At 68.8% G+C, this 20,655-nt stretch carries 14 protein-coding genes and 1 tRNA gene; 14 read left to right on the plus strand and 1 reads right to left on the minus strand.

The features are described from left to right. Positions 1-8 precede the first annotated feature (8 nt). The 9 genes from H521_RS0105355 to H521_RS0105395 all read left to right on the plus strand — a co-directional run bounded on the left by H521_RS0105355 (position 9) and on the right by H521_RS0105395 (position 12,303). The gene (locus H521_RS0105355) at positions 9-239 is read left to right on the plus strand and encodes a DUF6704 family protein (protein ID WP_022892000.1); all 231 of its coding nucleotides are present in this window, start codon (positions 9-11) and stop codon (positions 237-239) included. Then, positions 239-1,012 carry an indole-3-glycerol phosphate synthase TrpC gene (gene trpC / locus H521_RS0105360; protein WP_022892001.1) on the plus strand — a complete coding sequence of 258 codons (774 nt, stop codon included), beginning with the start codon at positions 239-241 and terminating at the stop codon, positions 1,010-1,012. Before H521_RS0105355 ends, trpC begins: the two co-directional genes overlap by 1 nt. 1 nt (position 1,013) lies before the next feature. Next, entirely contained in the window at positions 1,014-2,222 is a 1,209-nt protein-coding gene (gene trpB, locus H521_RS0105365) for a tryptophan synthase subunit beta (RefSeq protein ID WP_022892002.1), read from the plus strand. Next, a complete protein-coding gene (gene trpA, locus H521_RS0105370; protein ID WP_022892003.1) occupies positions 2,219-3,004 on the plus strand; it encodes a tryptophan synthase subunit alpha in 786 nt (261 codons plus the stop codon). The genes trpB and trpA overlap by 4 nt, the downstream gene beginning before the upstream one ends. 117 nt (positions 3,005-3,121) lie before the next feature. Further along, a complete protein-coding gene (gene lgt, locus H521_RS0105375) occupies positions 3,122-4,051 on the plus strand; it encodes a prolipoprotein diacylglyceryl transferase (RefSeq protein ID WP_084511983.1) in 930 nt (309 codons plus the stop codon). 97 nt (positions 4,052-4,148) lie between these two features. Next, the gene (gltB, locus tag H521_RS0105380; protein WP_051159184.1) at positions 4,149-8,741 is read left to right on the plus strand and encodes a glutamate synthase large subunit; all 4,593 of its coding nucleotides are present in this window, start codon (positions 4,149-4,151) and stop codon (positions 8,739-8,741) included. A gap of 53 nt (positions 8,742-8,794) precedes the next feature. Beyond that, a complete protein-coding gene (locus tag H521_RS0105385; RefSeq protein WP_022892006.1) occupies positions 8,795-10,252 on the plus strand; it encodes a glutamate synthase subunit beta in 1,458 nt (485 codons plus the stop codon). Between the two features lie 75 nt (positions 10,253-10,327). Further along, positions 10,328-11,743, plus strand: coding sequence for a pyruvate kinase (gene pyk, locus H521_RS0105390; protein ID WP_022892007.1), 1,416 nt, complete (start codon positions 10,328-10,330; stop codon positions 11,741-11,743). A gap of 107 nt (positions 11,744-11,850) precedes the next feature. Next, a complete protein-coding gene (locus H521_RS0105395; protein WP_022892008.1) occupies positions 11,851-12,303 on the plus strand; it encodes an SRPBCC family protein in 453 nt (150 codons plus the stop codon). 87 nt (positions 12,304-12,390) lie between these two features. Here H521_RS0105395 and H521_RS0105400 read toward each other — a convergent pair. Next, positions 12,391-12,476, minus strand: a tRNA-Leu gene (locus H521_RS0105400). 36 nt (positions 12,477-12,512) lie between these two features. Here H521_RS0105400 and H521_RS0105405 point away from each other — a divergent pair. The 5 genes from H521_RS0105405 to H521_RS24905 all read left to right on the plus strand — a co-directional run bounded on the left by H521_RS0105405 (position 12,513) and on the right by H521_RS24905 (position 20,538). Next, positions 12,513-13,118 carry an ANTAR domain-containing response regulator gene (locus H521_RS0105405; protein ID WP_022892009.1) on the plus strand — a complete coding sequence of 202 codons (606 nt, stop codon included), beginning with the start codon at positions 12,513-12,515 and terminating at the stop codon, positions 13,116-13,118. Between the two features lie 108 nt (positions 13,119-13,226). Next, a complete protein-coding gene (gene polA, locus H521_RS0105410; RefSeq protein ID WP_022892010.1) occupies positions 13,227-15,920 on the plus strand; it encodes a DNA polymerase I in 2,694 nt (897 codons plus the stop codon). 43 nt (positions 15,921-15,963) lie between these two features. Beyond that, positions 15,964-17,637: a DUF885 domain-containing protein gene (locus H521_RS0105415; RefSeq protein WP_022892011.1), complete on the plus strand. Its 1,674-nt coding sequence runs from the start codon at positions 15,964-15,966 to the stop codon at positions 17,635-17,637. A gap of 49 nt (positions 17,638-17,686) precedes the next feature. Then, positions 17,687-18,058, plus strand: a complete 372-nt coding sequence (locus H521_RS0105420; RefSeq protein WP_022892012.1) for a DUF1731 domain-containing protein — start codon at positions 17,687-17,689, stop codon at positions 18,056-18,058. 104 nt (positions 18,059-18,162) lie between these two features. Next, complete coding sequence (locus H521_RS24905) at positions 18,163-20,538, plus strand: metallophosphoesterase (RefSeq protein ID WP_022892013.1); 2,376 nt, start codon at positions 18,163-18,165, stop codon at positions 20,536-20,538. Positions 20,539-20,655 lie beyond the last annotated feature (117 nt).

Genomic DNA, 20,655 nt, shown 5'->3' on the forward strand with positions numbered 1-20,655 from the left:
GGAGCATCATGAGCATTGAGACCGCAGATCCCGGCCACGGACACTCGCCCGCGGCATGGACCGCCGTCACGATCATGCTCATCGCGGTCACGATCGGCACCGTCGCCTTCTTCTTCGACCTGCAGTGGCTCGTCTGGGCCTCGGCCGGCCTGCTCGTCGTCGGGCTCCTCGTCGGCTGGGCGCTCGTTCGCGCCGGTTACGGCGTCGGCGGCTCGAAGGTCACCGAAAAGGCGCACTAGTGCTCGCCGAGTTGACGGCGAACGCAGTCGCCGACGCTCAAGCGCGCCGCGAGAGCGCGCCGTTCGCCGTGGTCGAGGCGGCGGCGCTCGCACGCCCCGCTGCCCTCGACGCGATCGAGGCGCTGCGGCCTGCGTCGCACGTCAAGGTCATCGCCGAGATCAAGCGGTCGAGCCCGTCACGCGGCCCGCTCGCGTCGATCACCGACCCTGCAGCCCTCGCTCGCAGCTACGAGCTCGGCGGCGCGAGCGTCATCAGCGTGCTCACCGAGGGCCGTAAGTTCGGCGGCTCGCTCGCCGACCTCGAGGCCGTGCGGCAGGCGGTGGCCCTGCCGGTGCTTCGGAAGGACTTCATCGCGACGCCGTACCAGGTCTTCGAAGCCCGTGCGGCCGGCGCCGACCTCGTGCTGCTGATCGTGGCCGCGCTCGATGACACCGTGCTTCGCGAGCTCTACGACCTCATCGTGCAGCTCGGCATGACGCCGCTCATCGAGACCCATTCCGCCGAAGAGCTCGAGCGCGCGGCTGCGCTCGGCGCACGCCTCATCGGCGTGAACGCCCGCGACCTCTCGACCTTCGAACTCGACCGCGACCTGTTCGGCCGGTTGGCACCCCGATTCCCCGACGGCGCGATCCGCGTCGCGGAGTCGGCTGTGCTGTCGGCGGCGGATGTCGCGCACTACCGCTCTTCGGGCGCCGACGTCGTGCTCGTCGGCGAGGCGCTCGTCACGGGCGGCGACCCGATTGCCAATCTCTCAGCTTTCCTGGCGGTGTGACATGGCGCTCAGAGCGCAGACCGGTCCGTACTTCGGCGACTTCGGCGGGCGCTTCGTGCCCGAGTCCCTCGTCGCCGCCCTCGACGAGCTCGGCGAGGCCTACGACCTCGCGAAGCTCGATCCCGCGTTCGGCGCCGAGCTCGCCGAGCTCGGTCGCAGCTACACCGGGCGGCCGTCGATCATCACCGAGGTGCCTCGTTTCGCTGCGCACGCCGGGGGCGCCAGGGTCATCCTGAAGCGTGAAGACCTGAATCACACGGGCTCGCACAAGATCAACAACGTGCTCGGGCAGGCACTGCTCACGAAGCGAATCGGCAAGACCCGGGTGATCGCCGAGACGGGCGCCGGCCAGCACGGCGTCGCCACGGCGACCGCCGCGGCGCTGTTCGGGCTCGATTGCGTGATCTACATGGGCGAGGTCGACACCGAGCGTCAAGCACTGAACGTCGCGCGCATGCGGCTCCTGGGCGCCGAGGTCATCGCGGTGACGGCGGGTTCACGCACCCTGAAAGACGCGATCAACGAGGCGATGCGCGACTGGGTCACCAACGTCGAGACGACCAACTACATCTTCGGCACCGTCGCCGGCCCGCACCCGTTCCCCGAGATGGTGCGCGACTTCCAGAAGATCATCGGCGAAGAGGCTCGCCAGCAGGTCATCGACCTCACCGGCGGGCTGCCGACCGCCGTCGCGGCCTGCGTCGGCGGCGGGTCGAACGCGATCGGCATCTTCCACGCCTTCCTCGACGACACCGACGTGGCGCTGTACGGCTTCGAGGCGGGCGGCGAGGGGGTCGACACCGAGCGGCACGCCGCGACCATCACCAAGGGGCGGCCCGGCGTGCTGCACGGAGCGCGCAGCTACCTGCTGCAAGACGACGACGGCCAGACCATCGAATCCCACTCGATCTCGGCGGGGCTCGACTACCCGGGCGTCGGGCCCGAGCACTCGTGGCTCGCGGCGCTCGGCCGCGCGAACTACCGCCCGGTGACCGACGACGCGGCGATGCAGGCGCTGCGCCTGCTCACCCGCACCGAGGGCATCATTCCGGCGATCGAGTCGGCGCACGCGCTCGCGGGCGCACTGGAGCTCGGGCGCGAGCTCGGCCCAGACGCCACGATCCTCGTGAACCTCTCGGGCCGCGGCGACAAAGACATGGACACGGCCGCTCGCTACTTCGAGCTCTACGACCAGGAGAACCCCGAATGAACACGGTCGGTTCCGTCATCCGCCGTCGCAACGACGAGGCGGCCGGCGCGCTCATCGGCTATCTTCCCGTGGGCTTCCCCACGTTCGACGAGAGCGTCGAGGCCGCGGTGGCCCTGGTCGAGAACGGCGTCGACATCCTCGAGCTCGGCCTGCCGTACTCCGACCCCGTCATGGACGGCCCGGTCATCCAGGCCGCCACGCAGCAGGCCCTCGCCAACGGCTTCCGCCTGACCGACGGCTTCGAGGCCGTGCGCCGCATCACCGAGCGGGTGGATGCCCCGGTGCTGATCATGACCTACTGGAACCCCGTCGTGCAGTACGGCGTCGATCGGTTCGCCGATGACCTGGTCGCCGCAGGGGGAGCCGGCCTGATCACGCCCGACCTGATCCCCGACGAGGGCGCCGCGTGGATCGCGGCATCCGAGCGCACCGGTCTCGACCGAGTGTTCCTCGCGGCACCGACGTCGACCGAGGCCCGCATCCGCCAAGTCGTCGATGCCAGTCGCGGCTTCGTGTACGCCGTGTCGACCATGGGCATCACGGGCGCCCGCAGCGACGTCGACCGCGCCGCTCGCGCGCTCGTCGAACGGCTGACCGCCGCCGACGCGCCGGCGAGTTGCGTCGGCGTCGGCATCTCGACCGCCGCCCAGGTCGCCGAGGTGCTCGCCTACGCCGACGGCGCCATCGTCGGCTCGGCGCTCGTGAACGCGCTCGCGCAGGGCGGCATCGCGGGCGTTGGCGAGCTCGCCGCCGAACTCGCGCGCGGCACCCGCGCCGAGTGAAGTACGCTCATTGAGGCCGTCAGCGGCCGACGCAACCGAGGAAAGGCATAAGCCGGCGTGATCGCACCGTTCAGCATTCCGAGCCCCGACCCCGCGTGGCGCGCCCTCGAGATCCCGATGCCGTGGGGCGTCGTCTCGATCCAGACCTACGCGCTCTGCATCCTCGTCGGCATCATCCTCGCCGTCATCATCACCTCGCGTCGCCTCACCAAGCGCGGTGCCGAGCCCGGCATCGTGCTCGACATCGCCCTGTGGGCGGTGCCGCTCGGCATCATCGGCGCCCGGTTCTACCACGTCTTCACGCACCCGCTCGACTACTTCGCCGGCCAGGAGTGGTGGAAGGTCTTCGCGATCTGGGAGGGCGGCAACGCCATCTACGGCGCCCTCATCGGCGGCGCCGTCGGCGTGCTGATCGGCTGCAAATTCACCGGCGTCCGCTTCTGGTCGTTCGCCGACGCGCTCGCCCCCGGCCTGCTCGTCGCGCAAGCGGTCGGCCGACTCGGCAACTGGTTCAACCACGAGCTCTTCGGTTCGCCGACCGATCTGCCCTGGGGACTCGAGATCGAGTACGACAACGTCGCGTGGCCGCAGGGCCTCGCGGAAGGCACGCTCTTCCACCCCACGTTCCTCTACGAGCTGCTCTGGAACCTCGCGGGTGCTGCGTTCATCATCCTGCTCGAGCGCAAGGTCAACCTGCGCTGGGGCAAGGCGCTCGGCGTCTACCTCATCTGGTATGGGGTCGGTCGGTCGATCTTCGAGTCCATCCGCGTCGACCCGAGCGAGATGTTCCTCGGCATCCGGGTGAACGTCTGGGCGTCCTTCGCCGCCATCGTGCTCGGCATCGTGCTGATCCTCGTGCAGCGCCGTCGCCACACCGGCGACGAGCCGAGCCCGTACGTGTCGGGGCGTGAATGGAGCGCCCCCAATGCTGAGGTAGACTCCGAAGACATCGAGTCCGACTCCGACTCTCTCGACGAAGACGTCGAGGGCGAGAGCGAATCGGGCGTGACGGCGGCCACAAGCCCCAGCCGAACCCCCTCACCGTAGGCACGCCCCACCACCGCGTTCTCCGAAGCGACGCCGCACCACGCGCCGCCACATTCCCTTGATGGGCCGACGACGTCCCCCGCTGCACACTTAGTTGATGAGGACGGTTCACGTGTCGCTCACCCCACCCTTCTCGAGGTTCGGTTCCTTTCCGGCTGCCCAGGGCATGTACGACCCGGCTGACGAGAAAGACGCCTGCGGCCTCGCGATGGTCGCGACCCTGCGTGGCACAGCCGGGCACGACATCATCACCGCGGCCCTCGACGCGCTGCGCAACCTCGAGCACCGTGGTGCCGTCGGCTCCGACGCCGGCACCGGTGACGGCGCGGGCATCGTCACCCAGGTTCCCGACGAGTTCCTCCGGGCAGTCACGGCGTTCCCGCTGCCGGCCGCGGGGGAGTACGCCGTCGGCAATGCGTTCCTGCCCGTCGACCCCACCGCGCGAAGCCGGGCCAAGCAGGCGTTCGTCGGCCTCGCGGCATCCGAAGGCCTCTCGGTCATCGGATGGCGTGAAGTGCCGGTTCGACCCGACGAGCTCGGCACGCTCGCCCGCGCCGCGATGCCCGTCGTGCAACAGCTCTTCGTGAAGGCCGTCGCGACCTCGTCGAGCGGCGCGACCGTCTCGGGCATCGAGCTCGACCGCCTCACGTTCCGACTGCGCAAGCGCGCCGAGCGCGAGCTCGAGCTGTACTTCGCGTCGCTCTCCAGCCGCACGCTCGTCTACAAGGGCATGGTGACGACCCTGCAGCTCGAGCCGTTCTACCCCGACCTCTCCGACGAGCGGTTCGCGTCGAAGCTCGCGCTCGTGCACTCGCGGTACTCGACGAACACCTTCCCGTCGTGGCCGCTCGCGCAGCCGTTCCGCATGATCGCCCACAACGGCGAGATCAACACGATCCAGGGCAACCGCAACTGGATGCGAGCCCGCCAGTCGCAGCTCGAGTCGGAGCTGCTCGGCGACCTCGCCCCGATCCTGCCCATCGTCACGCCGGGCGCGAGCGACTCGGCCTCCTTCGACGAGGTGGTTGAACTCCTGACCCTCGGCGGGCGCAGCCTGCCGCACGCGGTCATGATGATGGTGCCCGAGGCCTGGGAGAACCAGACCGAGATCGACGCCGAGCGGCGTGCGTTCTACGAGTACCACTCGATGCTCATGGAGCCGTGGGACGGCCCCGCTGCCATCGTCTTCACCGACGGCACGCTCGTCGGCGCGACGCTCGACCGCAACGGCCTCCGCCCCGGGCGGTACGTCGTGACCGACGACGGGCTCGTCGTGCTCGCGAGCGAGATCGGCGTGCTCGACATCGAGCAGAGCCGCATCGTGCGCAAAGGCCGCCTGCAGCCGGGGCGCATGTTCCTCGTCGACACCGAGGCGGGCCGCCTGATCGAAGACGACGAGATCAAGGCCGAGCTCGCCGCCGCCGAACCGTGGGGCGACTGGCTCGAGCAGGGCCGCATCCAGCTGGCGGACCTGCCGGAGCGCGAGCACATCGTGCACCCCCCGGCATCCGTCAACCGCCGCCAGCGCACCTTCGGCTACACCGAAGAAGAAGTGAAGATCCTGCTCGCGCCCATGGCGCGCACGGGTCAAGAACCCCTCGGCGCGATGGGTTCCGACACTCCGATCGCCGTGCTGTCGCAGCGCCCACGGCTGCTCTTCGACTACTTCACCCAGCAGTTCGCCCAGGTGACCAACCCGCCGCTCGACTCGATCCGCGAAGCCGTGGTCACCTCGCTCGGCACCTCCCTCGGCCCCGAGCGCAACCTGCTCGACGCCGGCCCCGAGCACGCACGCCAGGTCTCGCTCACGTTCCCCGTGATCGACAACGACGAGCTCGCGAAGATCGTGCACATCGACCCGACACCCGGTCGCCGCACGACGGTCACCGTGCGCGGCCTGTACCGCTTCGACGAGGGCGCCGACGCCTTGCGCAACCGCCTGACGGCGCTCTGCGGCGAGGTCGACGAAGCCATCGAGGCCGGCGCGGCGTTCATCGTGCTGAGCGACCGCGACTCCAACAAAGACCTGGCGCCGATCCCGTCTCTGCTGATGCTCTCGGCGGTGCATCACCACCTCATCCGCTCGCAGAACCGCATGAAGGTCGGGCTCGTGGTCGAGGCCGGCGACGTGCGCGAGGTGCATCACGTCGCGCTGCTCATCGGCTACGGGGCATCCGCTGTGAACCCGTACCTCGCCATGGAGACCTGCGAAGACCTCGTGCGCTCCGGCGTCATCACGGGCGTCACGCCCGAGGCGGCCGTGCGCAACGTCATCAAGGCGCTCGGCAAGGGCGTGCTGAAGATCATGTCGAAGATGGGAATCTCGACCATCTCGTCGTACGCGGGAGCTCAGGCCTTCGAGGCGATTGGCCTCGACCAGGAGTTCATCGCCGAGTTCTTCACCGGCACCACTTCGAAGCTCGGCGGCGTCGGCATCGACGCGATCGCGGCGGAGAACCTCGAGCGGCACACGCAGGCCTACCCGCAAGACGTCGCGGTGCGCGCCCACGAGCGCCTGACGACCGGCGGCGAGTACCAGTGGCGCCGTGACGGCTCGCCGCACCTCTTCAATCCCGAGACGGTGTTCCGCCTGCAGCACTCCACGCGCAACCGTCGTTACGACGTCTTCCGCGAGTACACCTCGCTCGTCGACTCGCAGGCCGAAGAGCTGATGACCCTGCGCGGCATGTTCGCGCTGCGCACGGGCACCCGCCCTGCGGTGCCGATCGACGAGGTCGAGTCGGTCGAGTCCATCGTCAAGCGGTTCTCGACGGGTGCGATGAGCTACGGCTCCATCTCGAAAGAGGCGCACGAGTCGCTCGCGATCGCCATGAACCGGCTCGGCGCGAAGTCGAACACCGGTGAGGGCGGCGAAGACCTCGACCGCCTGCTCGACCCCGAGCGCCGCAGCGCGATCAAGCAGGTGGCCTCGGGCCGGTTCGGCGTGACGAGCATGTACCTCACGCACGCCGACGACATCCAGATCAAGCTCGCGCAGGGTGCCAAGCCCGGCGAGGGCGGCCAGCTGCCGCCCACGAAGGTGTACCCGTGGGTCGCGCGCACGAGACATGCCACAGCGGGCGTCGGCCTCATCTCGCCGCCGCCGCACCACGACATCTATTCGATCGAAGACCTCAAGCAGCTGATCTTCGACCTGAAGCGAGCGAACCCCAAGGCTCGCGTACACGTGAAGCTCGTGAGCCAGTCGGGCATCGGCGCGGTGGCGGCCGGCACCGCCAAGGCCCTCGCCGACGTCATCCTCGTCTCGGGGCACGACGGCGGCACCGGTGCCAGCCCGCTCAACTCGCTGAAGCACGCAGGCACGCCCTGGGAGCTCGGCCTCGCCGAGACGCAGCAGACGCTCATGCTGAACGGCATGCGCGACCGCGTCGTCGTGCAGGTCGACGGCCAGCTGAAGACCGGGCGCGACGTCGTGATCGGCGCGCTGCTCGGTGCTGAAGAGTTCGGTTTCGCCACCGCGCCGCTCGTCGTGCAGGGCTGCGTCATGATGCGCGTCTGCCACCTCGACACCTGCCCGGTCGGCGTCGCCACCCAGAACCCCGAGCTGCGCAAGCGCTTCACGGGCAAGCCCGAGTTCGTCGTGAACTTCTTCGAGTTCATCGCCCAAGAGGTGCGCGAGTACCTGGCGGAGCTCGGTTACCGCTCGATCGACGAGATCATCGGCCGGCGCGAGCTGCTCGACACCGACCGCGCGATCGGGCACTGGAAGGCCTCGGGCCTCGACCTGTCGCCCGTGCTCGTCGGCCCCGACTTCTCGGAGTCCGAGCCGCGCCGCAATGCGCGCGGTCAAGATCACGAGCTCGAGCAGCACTTCGACAACGAACTCATCCGCCGCAGCCAGCTCGTTCTCGAGCAGGGCGGCAGCATCGAGATCGCCCTTCCGATCCGCAACACCGAGCGCGCCGTCGGCACTATGCTCGGGCACGAGGTCACCGTGCGTCGCGGCGAGCACGGTCTGCCGGCCGGCTCGATCGACGTCACCCTGACCGGCTCGGCCGGCCAGTCGTTCGGCGCCTTCCTGCCGAGCGGCATCACGCTCCGGCTCGAGGGCGACTCGAACGACTACGTCGGCAAGGGCCTCTCCGGCGGGCAGATTGTGGTGCGCCCGTCGCGGGACAGCGGCTTCGTCGCCGAGCGCAACGTGATCGCCGGCAACGTCATCGGCTACGGCGCCACGCAAGGCAGCATGTTCATCCGCGGCATCGTGGGCGAGCGCTTCCTGGTGCGCAACTCGGGTGCGATCGCGGTCGTCGAAGGCGTGGGCGACCACGCGCTCGAGTACATGACCGGCGGGCTCGCGCTCGTTCTCGGCGAGACCGGGCGAAACCTCGGCGCCGGCATGTCGGGCGGCACCGCCTATGTGCTCGGCCTCCGCGAAGCGCAGGTCAACCGCGAATCGCTCGCCGCCGGCGAACTCGAACTCTCGCCGCTCGGCAGCGCCGACCGCGAGATCGTGCGCGACCTGCTCGAGCAGCACGTCGCGAACACCGACTCCGCGGTCGCGGCAGCGCTCCTGGCTGCAGGGGATACCGCGTTCGACCGATTCACCAAGGTGCTGCCGCGCGACTACGCCGCAGTGCTCCGTACCCGTCAGAGCGCGGTCGACGAGGGGCTCGACCCCGACGGCGACGTGGTCTGGACCCGCATCCTCGAGGTGACCAATGGCTGAGAAGATCCAGACGCTGGACCCGGCTGCGCACATGAACACACGGGAAGTGACCAATGGCTGATCCGAAGGGCTTTCTGAAGGTCACCGAGCGAGAGCTGCCCAAGCGGCGACCCGTTCCGGTGCGCATCATGGACTTCAAGGAGGTCTACGAGCAGGGCGACCCGGCCCAGTTGCGCCGACAGGCCGGTCGCTGCATGGACTGCGGCATCCCGTTCTGCCACCAGGGCTGCCCGCTCGGCAATCTGATCCCCGAGTGGAACGACCTGATGTACCGGGGCGAGGGCCGCGCGGCGGCCGACCGCCTGCACGCCACGAACAACTTCCCCGAGTTCACGGGCCGGCTCTGCCCGGCTCCGTGCGAATCCTCGTGCGTGCTCGGCATCAACCAGCCCGCGGTCACGATCAAGCAGGTCGAGGTCTCGATCATCGACCAGGCCTTCGGCAACGGCTGGGTGCAGCCGCAGCCGCCCGGGCGGCTCACGGGCAAGACCGTCGCGGTCGTGGGTTCCGGCCCTGCAGGCCTCGCGGCGGCGCAGCAGCTCACCCGAGCCGGCCACACCGTCGCCGTCTTCGAGCGCGACGACCGCATCGGCGGCCTGCTGCGCTACGGCATCCCCGACTTCAAGATGGAGAAGAAGCACCTCGACCTGCGTCTCGCGCAGATGACGGCCGAGGGCACCCGGTTCCGTGCGGGCGTGAACATCGGCGTCGACATCACGTGGGCCCAGCTCCGCGAGCGCTACGACGCCGTCGTGGTCGCCACGGGTGCGATCGTGCCCCGCGACCTTCCCATCCCCGGGCGCGACCTCCCCGGCGTGCACTTCGCCATGGATTACCTGACCCAGTCGAACCGGCAGCTCGCCGGCGATCAGGTCTTCGACCAGATCACGGCAGAGGGCAAGCACGTCGTCGTGCTCGGCGGTGGCGACACCGGCGCCGACTGCATCGGCACGGCGCACCGCCAGGGCGCGCTGTCGGTCACCAACCTCGCGATCGGCAAGGAGCCGGGCGCGAGTCGCCCCGAGCACCAGCCGTGGCCCATGCACCCGACGCTGTTCGAGGTGCAGAGCGCGCACGAAGAGGGCGGCAACCGTCAGTTCCTCGCCTCTACCGTCGAATTCCTCTCGAACGAGGTCGGCGAGGTCCGTGCCATCCGCGTCGCCGAGACCGAGTACCTCGACGGCCGGCGTGTGCCCAAGGCCGGCACCGAACGCGAGATCCCAGCCGACCTCGTGCTGCTCGCGCTCGGCTTCACCGGGCCCGAGACGGGTTCGCTCGACGAGCAGCTGCAGCTCCAGGTCACCGACCGCGGCAACCTCGCTCGCGAGGCCGATTACGCGACGTCGCAGCCGGGCGTCTTCATCGCCGGCGACGCGGGTCGCGGCCAGTCCCTCATCGTCTGGGCCATCGCCGAGGGCCGTGCTGCGGCATCCGCCGTCGACCGCTACCTTGAAGGCGAGACCTTGCTGCCGGCACCGATTCCCTCGACGGCGCAGGCGTTCTCCATCTGACCACCGGCGTGCCGCACGGCGCGCTTCGACCATCACGCAAGCGCTGACGCGCGGAACACCAGGAGCACACACCACATGAGACGCGCGAAGATCGTCGCCACCCTCGGGCCGGCGACATCGAGCTATGAGCAGATCCGGGCGATCATCGATGCGGGCGTCGATGTCGCTCGCATGAACCTCAGCCACGGCAGCTACGACGTGCACGAGGGCGTCTACCAGAACGTGCGAAAGGCGGCGAACGACTCCGGTCGTGCGATCGCCGTGCTCGTCGACCTCCAAGGGCCGAAGATCCGCCTCGGCAAGTTCGCCGACGGACCGCACGAGCTCGCCGAGGGCGACATCTTCAAGATCACGACCGAAGACGTCGTGGGCACGAAAGAGCTCGTCAGCACGACGTTCAAGGGCCTGCCGGGCGATGTCAAGCCGGGCGACTTCCTGCTCATCGATGACGGCAAGGTGCGCGTCGAGGTCGTCGAGACCGACGGCGTCGTCGTCACCACGAAGGTCATCGTGGCCGGGCCGGTGTCGAACAACAAGGGCATCAACCTGCCGGGCGTCGCCGTCAACGTGCCTGCGCTCTCCGGCAAAGACGAGGCTGACCTGCGCTGGGGCCTCGAGCTCGGCGCCGACCTGATCGCGCTCTCCTTCGTGCGCAACGCCTCCGACATCACGCGAGTGCACGAGATCATGGACGAGGTGGGACGCCGGGTTCCGGTCGTCGCGAAGATCGAGAAGCCGCAGGCCGTCGACGCCCTCGAAGAGATCACCGAGGCCTTCGACGCGATCATGGTGGCGCGCGGCGACCTCGGCGTCGAGCTGCCGCTCGAGGCCGTGCCGATCGTGCAGAAGCGCGCGGTCGAGATCGCCCGTCGTCTCGCCAAGCCCGTCATCGTGGCGACGCAGATGCTCGAGTCGATGATCCACAGCCCGGTGCCGACCCGCGCCGAGACCTCCGACGTCGCGAACGCCGTGCTCGACGGCGCCGACGCGGTCATGCTCTCGGGCGAGACCAGCGTGGGGGAGTACCCCGTCGTCACCGTGCAGACGATGGCCCGCATCGTCGAGTCCACCGAGCAGCACGGGCTCGACCGCATCGCGCCGCTCGGCACGAAGCCGCGCACGCAGGCCGGTGCCATCACGGCCGCGGCCGTCGAGGTGGCCGACTTCGTCGAGGCGAAGTACCTGTGCGTCTTCACCGAGTCGGGGGAGTCGGTGCGTCGTATGACCCGGCTGCGCTCGAAGATCCCCATCCTCGCCTTCACGCCCGACCCGGCGATCCGTCGCCGCATGGCGCTGAACTGGGGCGTCGAGTCCTTCGTCGTCGCCCGAGTGACGCACACCGACCAGATGGTCGGACAGGTCGACGAGGTGCTCGCCAAGACCGGCAAGGCGGTCAAGGGCGAGAAGGTCGTCATCATCTCGGGATCCCCTCCCGGAATCCCCGGCACCACGAACGACGTGCGCGTGCACGTCGTCGGCGAGGTGCTCTAGCAGTCAGCACGTGAGGAGCCGGTCCGGTCGGGCCGGCTCCTTTCGCGTGCGCCGTGTGCGGGCAGCGGATGCCGCGGCATCCGCTCATCGCATGCGAGACTGCCTGAGTGGTCGTCGAATTCGAGTGCCGTACCCGCCTGCCGACCTCGGTACAGCAGTCCTTCGATCTCTCGCGGAGCATCGACCTGCACGTCACGTCGATGGCGGCATCGCGTGAGCGCGCCGTCTCCGGCGTCACCCGCGGCCTCATCGGCTCGGGCGAAGAGGTGACCTGGCGCGCGAGGCATTTCGGTGTTCCGTTCCGAATGACGAGCCGCATCACCGCGTTCGATGAACCGTCGTTGTTCGTCGACGAGCAGGTACGCGGGCCGTTCCGAACGTTCCGGCACGAACACCGCTTCACCCCCGATGCCGACGGCGGCACCATCATGATCGATCGGGTGCGGTTCGCTGCGCCGTTCGGGCCGTTGGGTCGCGTCGCGGAACGAGTGCTCGGTCCGTACCTGCGCCGGCTGATCGTGGAGCGCAACGCCGTGCTCGCCGCCCAGCCGCACCACTGAAGAAACGGGGGTCTGGAGCTGGCGATCGACGGCTGCTCATGCCGGCACGGGTGAGCTTCCGTCGAGGAAGCCACCCGTGCCGTGCAGTGGTGCCGGTGGTGGGGGTCGAACCCACACGCCCTTTCGGGCAAAGCATTTTGAGTGCTCCGCGTCTGCCATTCCGCCACACCGGCCAGAGGCCTTGCTCAGAATACCGTAGGCTTTCCTGCGTGACAGACACCGAATCAACCCAGCCGGCACCGCGCCGCGTCGTCGTGGCAGAAGATGAGTCGCTCATCCGCCTCGACATCGTCGAGATCCTGCGCGACAACGGCTTCGAGGTCGTCGGCGAAGCAGGTGACGGCGAGACCGCAGTGGCACTCGCGACCGAGCTCCGGCCCGATCTCGTCATCATGGACGTCAAGATGCCCCAGCTCGACGGCATCTCGGCCGCCGAGCGACTCTCGAAGGGCCACATCGCCCCGGTCGTGCTCCTGACGGCGTTCAGCCAGAAAGAGCTCGTCGAGCGCGCGAGCGAGGCAGGCGCCCTCGCCTACGTCGTGAAGCCGTTCACGCCCAACGACCTGCTGCCCGCCATCGAGATCGCCCTCGCGCGGCATGCGCAGATCATCGCGCTCGAGGCCGAGGTCGGCGACCTCGTCGAGCGCTTCGAGACCCGCAAGCTCGTCGATCGTGCGAAGGGCCTGCTCAACGAGAAGATGGGCCTCTCCGAGCCCGAGGCGTTCCGGTGGATCCAGAAGGCCTCGATGGACCGACGCCTCACCATGAAAGACGTCTCGCAGGCCATCATCGAACAGCTCGCCGCCAAGAAGTAGCAGCGAGCACTCCACTTCGGCGGATGCCGCGGCGACACCTGTCGCCGCGGCATCCGCTTTCTGCATGCACCGTCGGGCAGTGTCGCCGGCCGCTTGTAGGCTTGCGGGGTGTCGGACGCAGATAAGCCCACCCTCCTCGTCATCGACGGTCACTCGCTGGCCTTCCGAGCCTTCTATGCCCTCCCCGTCGACAGTTTCACGACTCGTGACGGGCAGCACACGAATGCCATCCACGGCTTCCTGTCGATGCTGCTGCTCCTGCTCCAGAACGAGAAGCCGACGCACCTTGCCGTCGCCTTCGACATCTCGCGATTCTCGTTCCGCACGCGCGAGTACGCCGAGTACAAGGGCACGCGCGGCGAGACGCCGGTCGAGTTCAAGGGCCAGGTGCCGCTGCTGCAAGACGCACTGAAGGCCATGGGCGTGCGCACGCTCGAGAAAGAGGACTTCGAGGCCGACGACATCCTGGCCACGCTCGCCGCGCGTGGCCGCGCCGAGGGCTACCGCGTGCTGCTCGTCTCGGGCGACCGAGACACCATCCAGCTCGTCAACGACGACGTGACGCTGTTGTACCCGAACACGCAGGGCGTCTCGCAGCTGAAGCGCTACGACACCGATGCCGTCGTCGAGCGCTACGGCATCCGCCCCGAGCAGTATCCCGATGTCGCGGCGCTCGTCGGCGAGACGAGCGACAACCTGATCGGTATCACGAAGGTCGGTGAGAAGACCGCTGTCAAGTGGCTCGGCCTCTACGGCGACCTCGACGGCATCCTCGAGCACGCCGACGAGATCAAGGGTGTCGTCGGGCAGAACCTGCGCGACGAGAAAGAGAACGCGATCCGCAATCGGCGGCTGAACCGGCTCGTCGACGACGTCGAACTCGAGGTGCAGCTCGACGAGCTCGTCACCAAGCCGATCGACATCGAAGCGGTGCAACCGCTCTTCGAACGGCTCGAGTTCCGTACGCTCTTCGAGCGGTTGAAGAAGATCGCGGCCGGTGAGACGAACGGCGGTGCCGCCGGCGGTCCGGCTCCCGCAGCGGCGCCCGTCGAGCCCGTCGAGGCCGGGCCGGCGGCACCGACCCCGCGTCGACTGCTCGACGAGGAGCTCGCCGCATGGCTCGAGCGGGCGACCGCCGCCGAGCCGGCCGGGCTCGGACTCAGCCTCGAGGTGCTCGACGGCCTCGTCATCGGTGCGGGCATCGCGACCACCGAAGAGACCGTGCATCTTCCGTGGCAGCCGGGCCGCTCCGACTACGCGCCGTTCGAGGCCTGGCTCGCGAGCGATGCGCCGAAGATCATGACCGACGCGAAGCCGCAGCTGAAGGCGCTCCTGCGCTCCGGCCTGGCCTTCGACGGGCTCGTCGTCGACACCCTCGTCGCCGGATGGCTCGTGCGGCCGATCCTCGCCGAGAAGACCCTCGCTGATCTCGTGGAGCGATACCTCGGCGAAACCGTGCCGCAGGCCGACCCGGCCCAGCTCGTGCCCGAAGAGGGCTCAGACGCCGGGGCGCCCGAGTACGCCTGGTACTCCAAGCGTCTTGCGCCGGTGGTGCTGAAGGCACTGCCCGAGAGCTCTCGGCAACTGCTCGCCGACGTCGAGATGCCGCTCGTGCGGGTGCTCGCCGCCATGGAGCACCGGGGCGTCACGGTCGACCACACCGAGCTCGCTGCGCTCTCGTCCGAGCTGGGCACGCGTGCCGCCGGCCTCGCCGAGGCGGCGTTCGCCGAGATCGGGCGCGAGGTCAACCTCGGCTCGCCGAAGCAGCTGCAAGAGGTGCTGTTCGACCAGCTCGGCATGCCGAAGACACGTGCGACGAAGACCGGGTACACGACCGACGCGAGCGCACTCGCCGACCTGCAGGAGTCGAACCCGCACCCCTTCCTCGGCTACCTGCTCGAGCACCGCGACGCCACGAAGCTGCGTCAGATCGTCGAGTCGCTCGACAAGTCGATCGCCGCCGACGGTCGCATCCGCACGAGCTACGGGCAGATCGGCGCGGCGACCGGCCGTATGTCGTCGAACGACCCCAACCTGCAGAACATCCCGATCCGCACCGAAGACGGTCGCCGCATCCGCAAGGCGTTCCGGCACGGGCCCGAGTACGTCGAACTGCTCACCGCCGACTACTCGCAGATCGAGATGCGCATCATGGCGCATCTCTCGGGCGACCCGGGTCTCATCGAGGCGTTCAACGCCGGTGAAGACCTGCACCGATTCGTCGGCGCCCGCGTGTTCGGTGTCGACCCCGCCGACGTGACCCCGGTGATGCGCACCAAGGTCAAGGCGATGTCGTACGGCCTCGCCTACGGACTCAGCGCGTTCGGCCTGTCGAAGCAGCTCCGCATCGACCGGGCAGAGGCAACCCTGCTCATGAAGGAGTACTTCGAGCGATTCGGCGCCGTGCGCGACTACCTGCGCACCGTCGTCGAGCAGGCGAAGATCGACGGCTACACCGAGACGATCTTCGGCCGTCGGCGTCCGTTCCCCGACCTCAACAGCCCCAACCGGGTGCACCGCGAGAACGCCGAGCGGGCGGCGCTCAACTCGCCGATCCAGGGCTCGGCGGCCGACATCATCAAGATCGCGATGGCGCGTGTCGAGGTTGAGCTCCTCGAGCGCGGCCTCGCCAGCCGCATGCTGCTCACCGTGCACGACGAACTCATCTTCGAGGTCGCCGAGGGTGAATCCGAGGTGCTCGAGACGGTCGTTCGCGACCGCATGGCGCACGCGGCCGAACTGCTCGTGCCGCTCGACGTGCAGATCGGGCGCGGGGCCAACTGGGAGGACGCGGCGCACTGATCGCCGCCTGCACGATGTCGGCCGACTGCCATAGGGTCGGAGCATGGCATCGAGTGAGCGCACCCCGACCGACGTCGATCAGATCGCAGAGGGGTGGGTCGACACACTCGTCGAACTGAACCCCGGCGTCGGCACCTACATCGGGCGCACGACACACGACGACCGGCTCGCCGACTTCTCGCCCGAAGGTCACGAGCGCAGCATCGCGGCGACTCGCGAGACGCTCGCCGCATTGCGCGCGGCGGTGCCGGTCGACGGCGTCGACCGCATCACCGTGGCCGACCTCGGCAGCGAGCTCGAACTCGAGCTCGAACGGCACGATGCCGGCCTGCACCTGCGCGACCTGAACGTCATCGCGAGCCCTGCGCAAGAGATCCGCGAGGTCTTCGACCTCATGCCCACCGACACTCCCGAAGCGTGGGAGCGCATCAGCGCCCGTCTCGCGGCCGTGCCCACGGCGATCGAGGGCTACATCGACACCCTCAGGTCGGGAGTGAGTCGAGGAGTCGTGCCGGCGCGGCGCCAGGTGCGCGAGGTCGCAGCCCAGGCTCGTCGCATCGCCAAGCCCGACGGATTCTTCGCGACGTTCACCGGGTCGGCCTCCGCCGACGGCGCCGACCTTCCCGAGACGCTCACGCGTCATCTGGGCGCGGGGGCCGGCGGCGCGGCATCCGCCTATGGAAAGCTCGCCGAGTTCCTCGAGAGCGAGCTCGAGCCGGTGGCGGGCGAGCACGATGCGGTCGGGCGCGAGATCTACGCGTTGCAGTCGCGACAGTTCCTCGGCGCCGAGATCGACCTCGACGAGACCTACGAATGGGGCATCGAAGAGCTCGCCCGCATGGTCGCCGAGCAAGAGGCGATCGCGAACGAGATCGTGCCCGGAGCATCCGTCGCCGAGGCGATCGCCTTCCTCGACGGCGATCCCTCGCGCAAGCTGCACGGCACCGATGCACTGCAGCGGTGGATGCAGGAGACGAGTGACAGGGCCGTCGCCGAACTCGCCGGCACGCAGTTCGACATCCCCGCCGAGATCCGCACGCTCGAGTGCATGATCGCGCCGACGCAAGAGGGCGGCATCTACTACACGGGTCCGAGCGACGACTTCACGCGTGCAGGCCGCATGTGGTGGTCGGTGCCCGAGGGCGTCACCGAGTTCGACACCTGGCGTGAGCTCACGACGGTGTACCACGAGGGTGTTCCGGGTCACCACCTGCAGATCGGCCAGGCGGTCGTCAATCGCGGCCAGCTCAACACCTGGCGTCGACAGCTCGCGGGCACCTCGGGTCACGCTGAGGGGTGGGCGCTCTACGCCGAGCGGCTGATGCAGGGGCTCGGCTATCTCGACGACCCGGCCGACCGCCTCGGCATGCTCGACGGGCAGCGCATGCGCGCCGCCCGCGTGGTGCTCGACATCGGCGTGCACCTCGGCAAGCAGCGGCCCGACGGCGCCGGAGTCTGGACCGGCGAATACGCTTTCGAGTTCCTCGGGCAGAACGTCAACATGAACGAGGGCTTCGTGCGATTCGAGGTGCACCGCTACCTCGGCTGGCCGGGGCAGGCGCCGTCGTACAAGGTGGGGCAGCGCATCTGGGAGCAGTTGCGCGACGAGGTGGCACGTCGTGAGGGGGCTTCGTTCGACATCCGGGAGTTCCATCGCACGGCGCTCGGTCTCGGCGGCGTCGGGCTCGACACGCTTCGCACGGCGCTGCTCTCCTGAGCGTGCCTGTGAAGATCTCTCCGACGGCGGCCGCGATGCTGGTGGCGACGTGAGTCGTATCGTCATCGCCGGCGCGTCGGGGTTCGCCGCCGTCGTCGACTTCCTGCGCGGCCGGCCGGATCTCGACGGCGTGATCAACGTCAGCGCGCCTGAGACTTCCGACAATCGCACGCTCATGCGCACCATTCGGCGCATCCTCGGCGTGCCGATCGGTGTGCCGGCCTGGCGCTGGATGCTCGAACTCGGGTCCGCGGTCATCCGCACAGAGACCGAACTCGTGCTGAAGAGTCGCTGGGTGGTGCCCGAACGCCTGCTCGACGCGGGATACGCGTTCGAGCACCCCGAGCTCGAGCCCGCGCTGCGCAGCATCCTCCGGCCGGCTCGCGGCCGCGTCAATGCGGGGGCACGGCCAGCCGACTGATTCCCCCTGGCGGCACCGCCCCCGTACGGGGGTGTGGCGGCGAGAGCTCAGACGGCGTAGACCTAGCCGTGTCGATCCGGGCCCGCGGCTCGACGGATGTTCTGATGACCCGAGTTCGAAGCGACCCCCGATCGAGACGGCTGCTGGCGGCGACGATCGCCGCCACGGCCTCGATCGCGGCGCTCATGCTCACCCCCATCGGCACCGCGATCGCAGCCGATGAGGACTTCACGATCGTCGTGATCCCAGACACGCAGGGATACACCAACACCGGCGGCATCGATGCGATCTTCGACCAGCAGACGCAGTGGATCGTCGACCAGGCGGACGAGCTCGACACCAGATTCGCGATCCATGTCGGCGACCTCGTCGAGTCCTGGCCGAACGTCGACCAATGGACGCGAGCGAGCCGGTCGATGGCCATCCTCGATTCGGCGGGCGTCCCCAGTTCCGTGCTCCCCGGCAACCACGATCTCAGCATCACGACGGGGGAGTCGAACACCTACGACACCTACTTCCCGCCGAGCCGCTATTCGGCGGCGAGCTGGAACTCCGAGTCGGTGCGGTACGGGGGCTACCTGGGCCAGAACCAGTTCGGACCCGACGGCATCGACCGGAAGAACAAGGACAACTACGCCCTGCTCGACGCCGGCGGGCTCGAGCTGCTCATCCTGAACCTCGAGTTCGAGTCGCCCGCGTACTCGCTGGCGTGGGCGCAGCGCGTGATCGATGCGCATCCCGATCGCCGCGTCATCCTCGCGACGCACGGATTCATCACGACCACCGGGAACCGATCGAACACCGTCATCCGCACGGACACCGTGCCGAAGTCGGCGAACGACGTGTGGAACGAGCTCGTCTACCCCAATTGCAGCATCTTCATGGTGGTGAACGGGCATTGGCATGACGGCGAGCTGAGCGAAGCCCGACGCACGGATCCGAACGCCTGCGGCAGGCCGGTGCATCAGGTGCTCAGCGACTACCAGGACCGTGCGAACGGCGGCAACGGGTGGCTGCGCTACTACACCTTCCATCCGGCGACCGACACGGTCGACGCCTTCACGTACTCGCCGTACCTGCAGCAGATGGAGAACGACGCCGACAGCCGATTCACACTCTCATACGACATGCACTCGCCGCCCGGGGGAGACCCGGTACTGCTGGTCGCCGGCGGTTCGCCGTGGAGCTGGCGATACGAGAGCGGTGCCTGGCCGACCGGTTGGAACAGCGAGTCGTTCGTCGACAGCACCTGGACCCGCGGAACAGCCCCGCTCGGGCGCGGTTCGGGCTCGATCGCGACGGTGATCGACAAGCCATCGCCTACCTCGAACCGCCCGCTCAGCATGCTGTTCCGGCATCGCGTCGAGATCACCGAGGCGAATGAACTTGAAGATGTGCGGTTGATCACCCGCGCCGACGACGGTGTCGTGGTGCACGTCAACGGCGTCGAGGTCGGTCGAGCCAATATGCCGACGGGCGCGGTCGCCGCCGCCACCTACGCGACCGCCGCGCCGAGGACCGCGACGGCGACCGCGACTCCGACGGAGTTCCTCGTCCCCGCGGGACTGCTCCACGACGGCATCAACACGATCGCAGCCTCGACGCATCTCAACTACCGCGCCACCGCCGACGCGTCGTTCGAGCTCGTGATGGCGGCGACCCGGGTGGACGAGACGGAACCGGTCGCACCGGCGGCGCCGTCGGTCAGCGCCGACAGCACCCATGACGAGGTGACCCTCTCGTGGACTCCGGGCGATGCGACACCGGTGCAGAGCTGGATCATCACTCGAGACGGCCAGGCCCTCACGACGGTGTCCGGCACGACTACGACACTGGTGGACGGAGAGGTCTCCGCGGCGACCGCCTACGCGTACGGTGTTCGGGCTGTTGGCGCCACCGGGCTGGAGTCGGCGGAGACGACGGTCGACGTGACGACCGATCCTGCGCCCTCCGACCCGGTTCCCGTGGTGCTCGTGGACAACGGCAGCGAATGGCGCTGGCAGTACCGGAGCGGCAGTTGGCCGGCCGGCTGGACCACGTCCGCATTCGACGACGTCGGGTGGAATGCCGGTCGAGCGCTGTTCGGCTTCGGGGCGCCAGGGATCGCGACGGTCGTCGACGTGCCGCCGCCCACATCGGCACGGCCGCTGAGCGCGCAGTTCCGGCGCACGTTCACCGTCGCGGACGCGGACGTGCTCACGGGAGTCACACTGACGACCCGTGCCGATGACGGTGTGGTCGTCTACGTCAACGGCGTCGAGGTGGCCCGCCGGAACATGCCGGCCGGCGTGCTGAGCGCCGGTTCGTACGCGACGGCCGCGCCACGTACGACGGCCGCGCCGCAGATCGTGGTCACGATCCCGGCCTCTGCGCTTCGCGACGGCGTGAACACCGTCGCGGCATCCGTGCACCTCAACTATCGCGCGACACGGGACATGACGTTCGATGCGCGGATCGACGCGATGGCGCCTCCCGGGTGACGAAGCAGCCCGCGACCGACGGCGGATTGCGGCCCGCGCCCGCGAGCGGTTAGGATGGAGCGTCACTCGTGTGACATCCCTGTCCGCATGCCCATCGCGGAACCAACATAACGCTCT

Source organism: Agromyces subbeticus DSM 16689 (genome assembly GCF_000421565.1).
GTDB lineage: Bacteria > Actinomycetota > Actinomycetes > Actinomycetales > Microbacteriaceae > Agromyces > Agromyces subbeticus.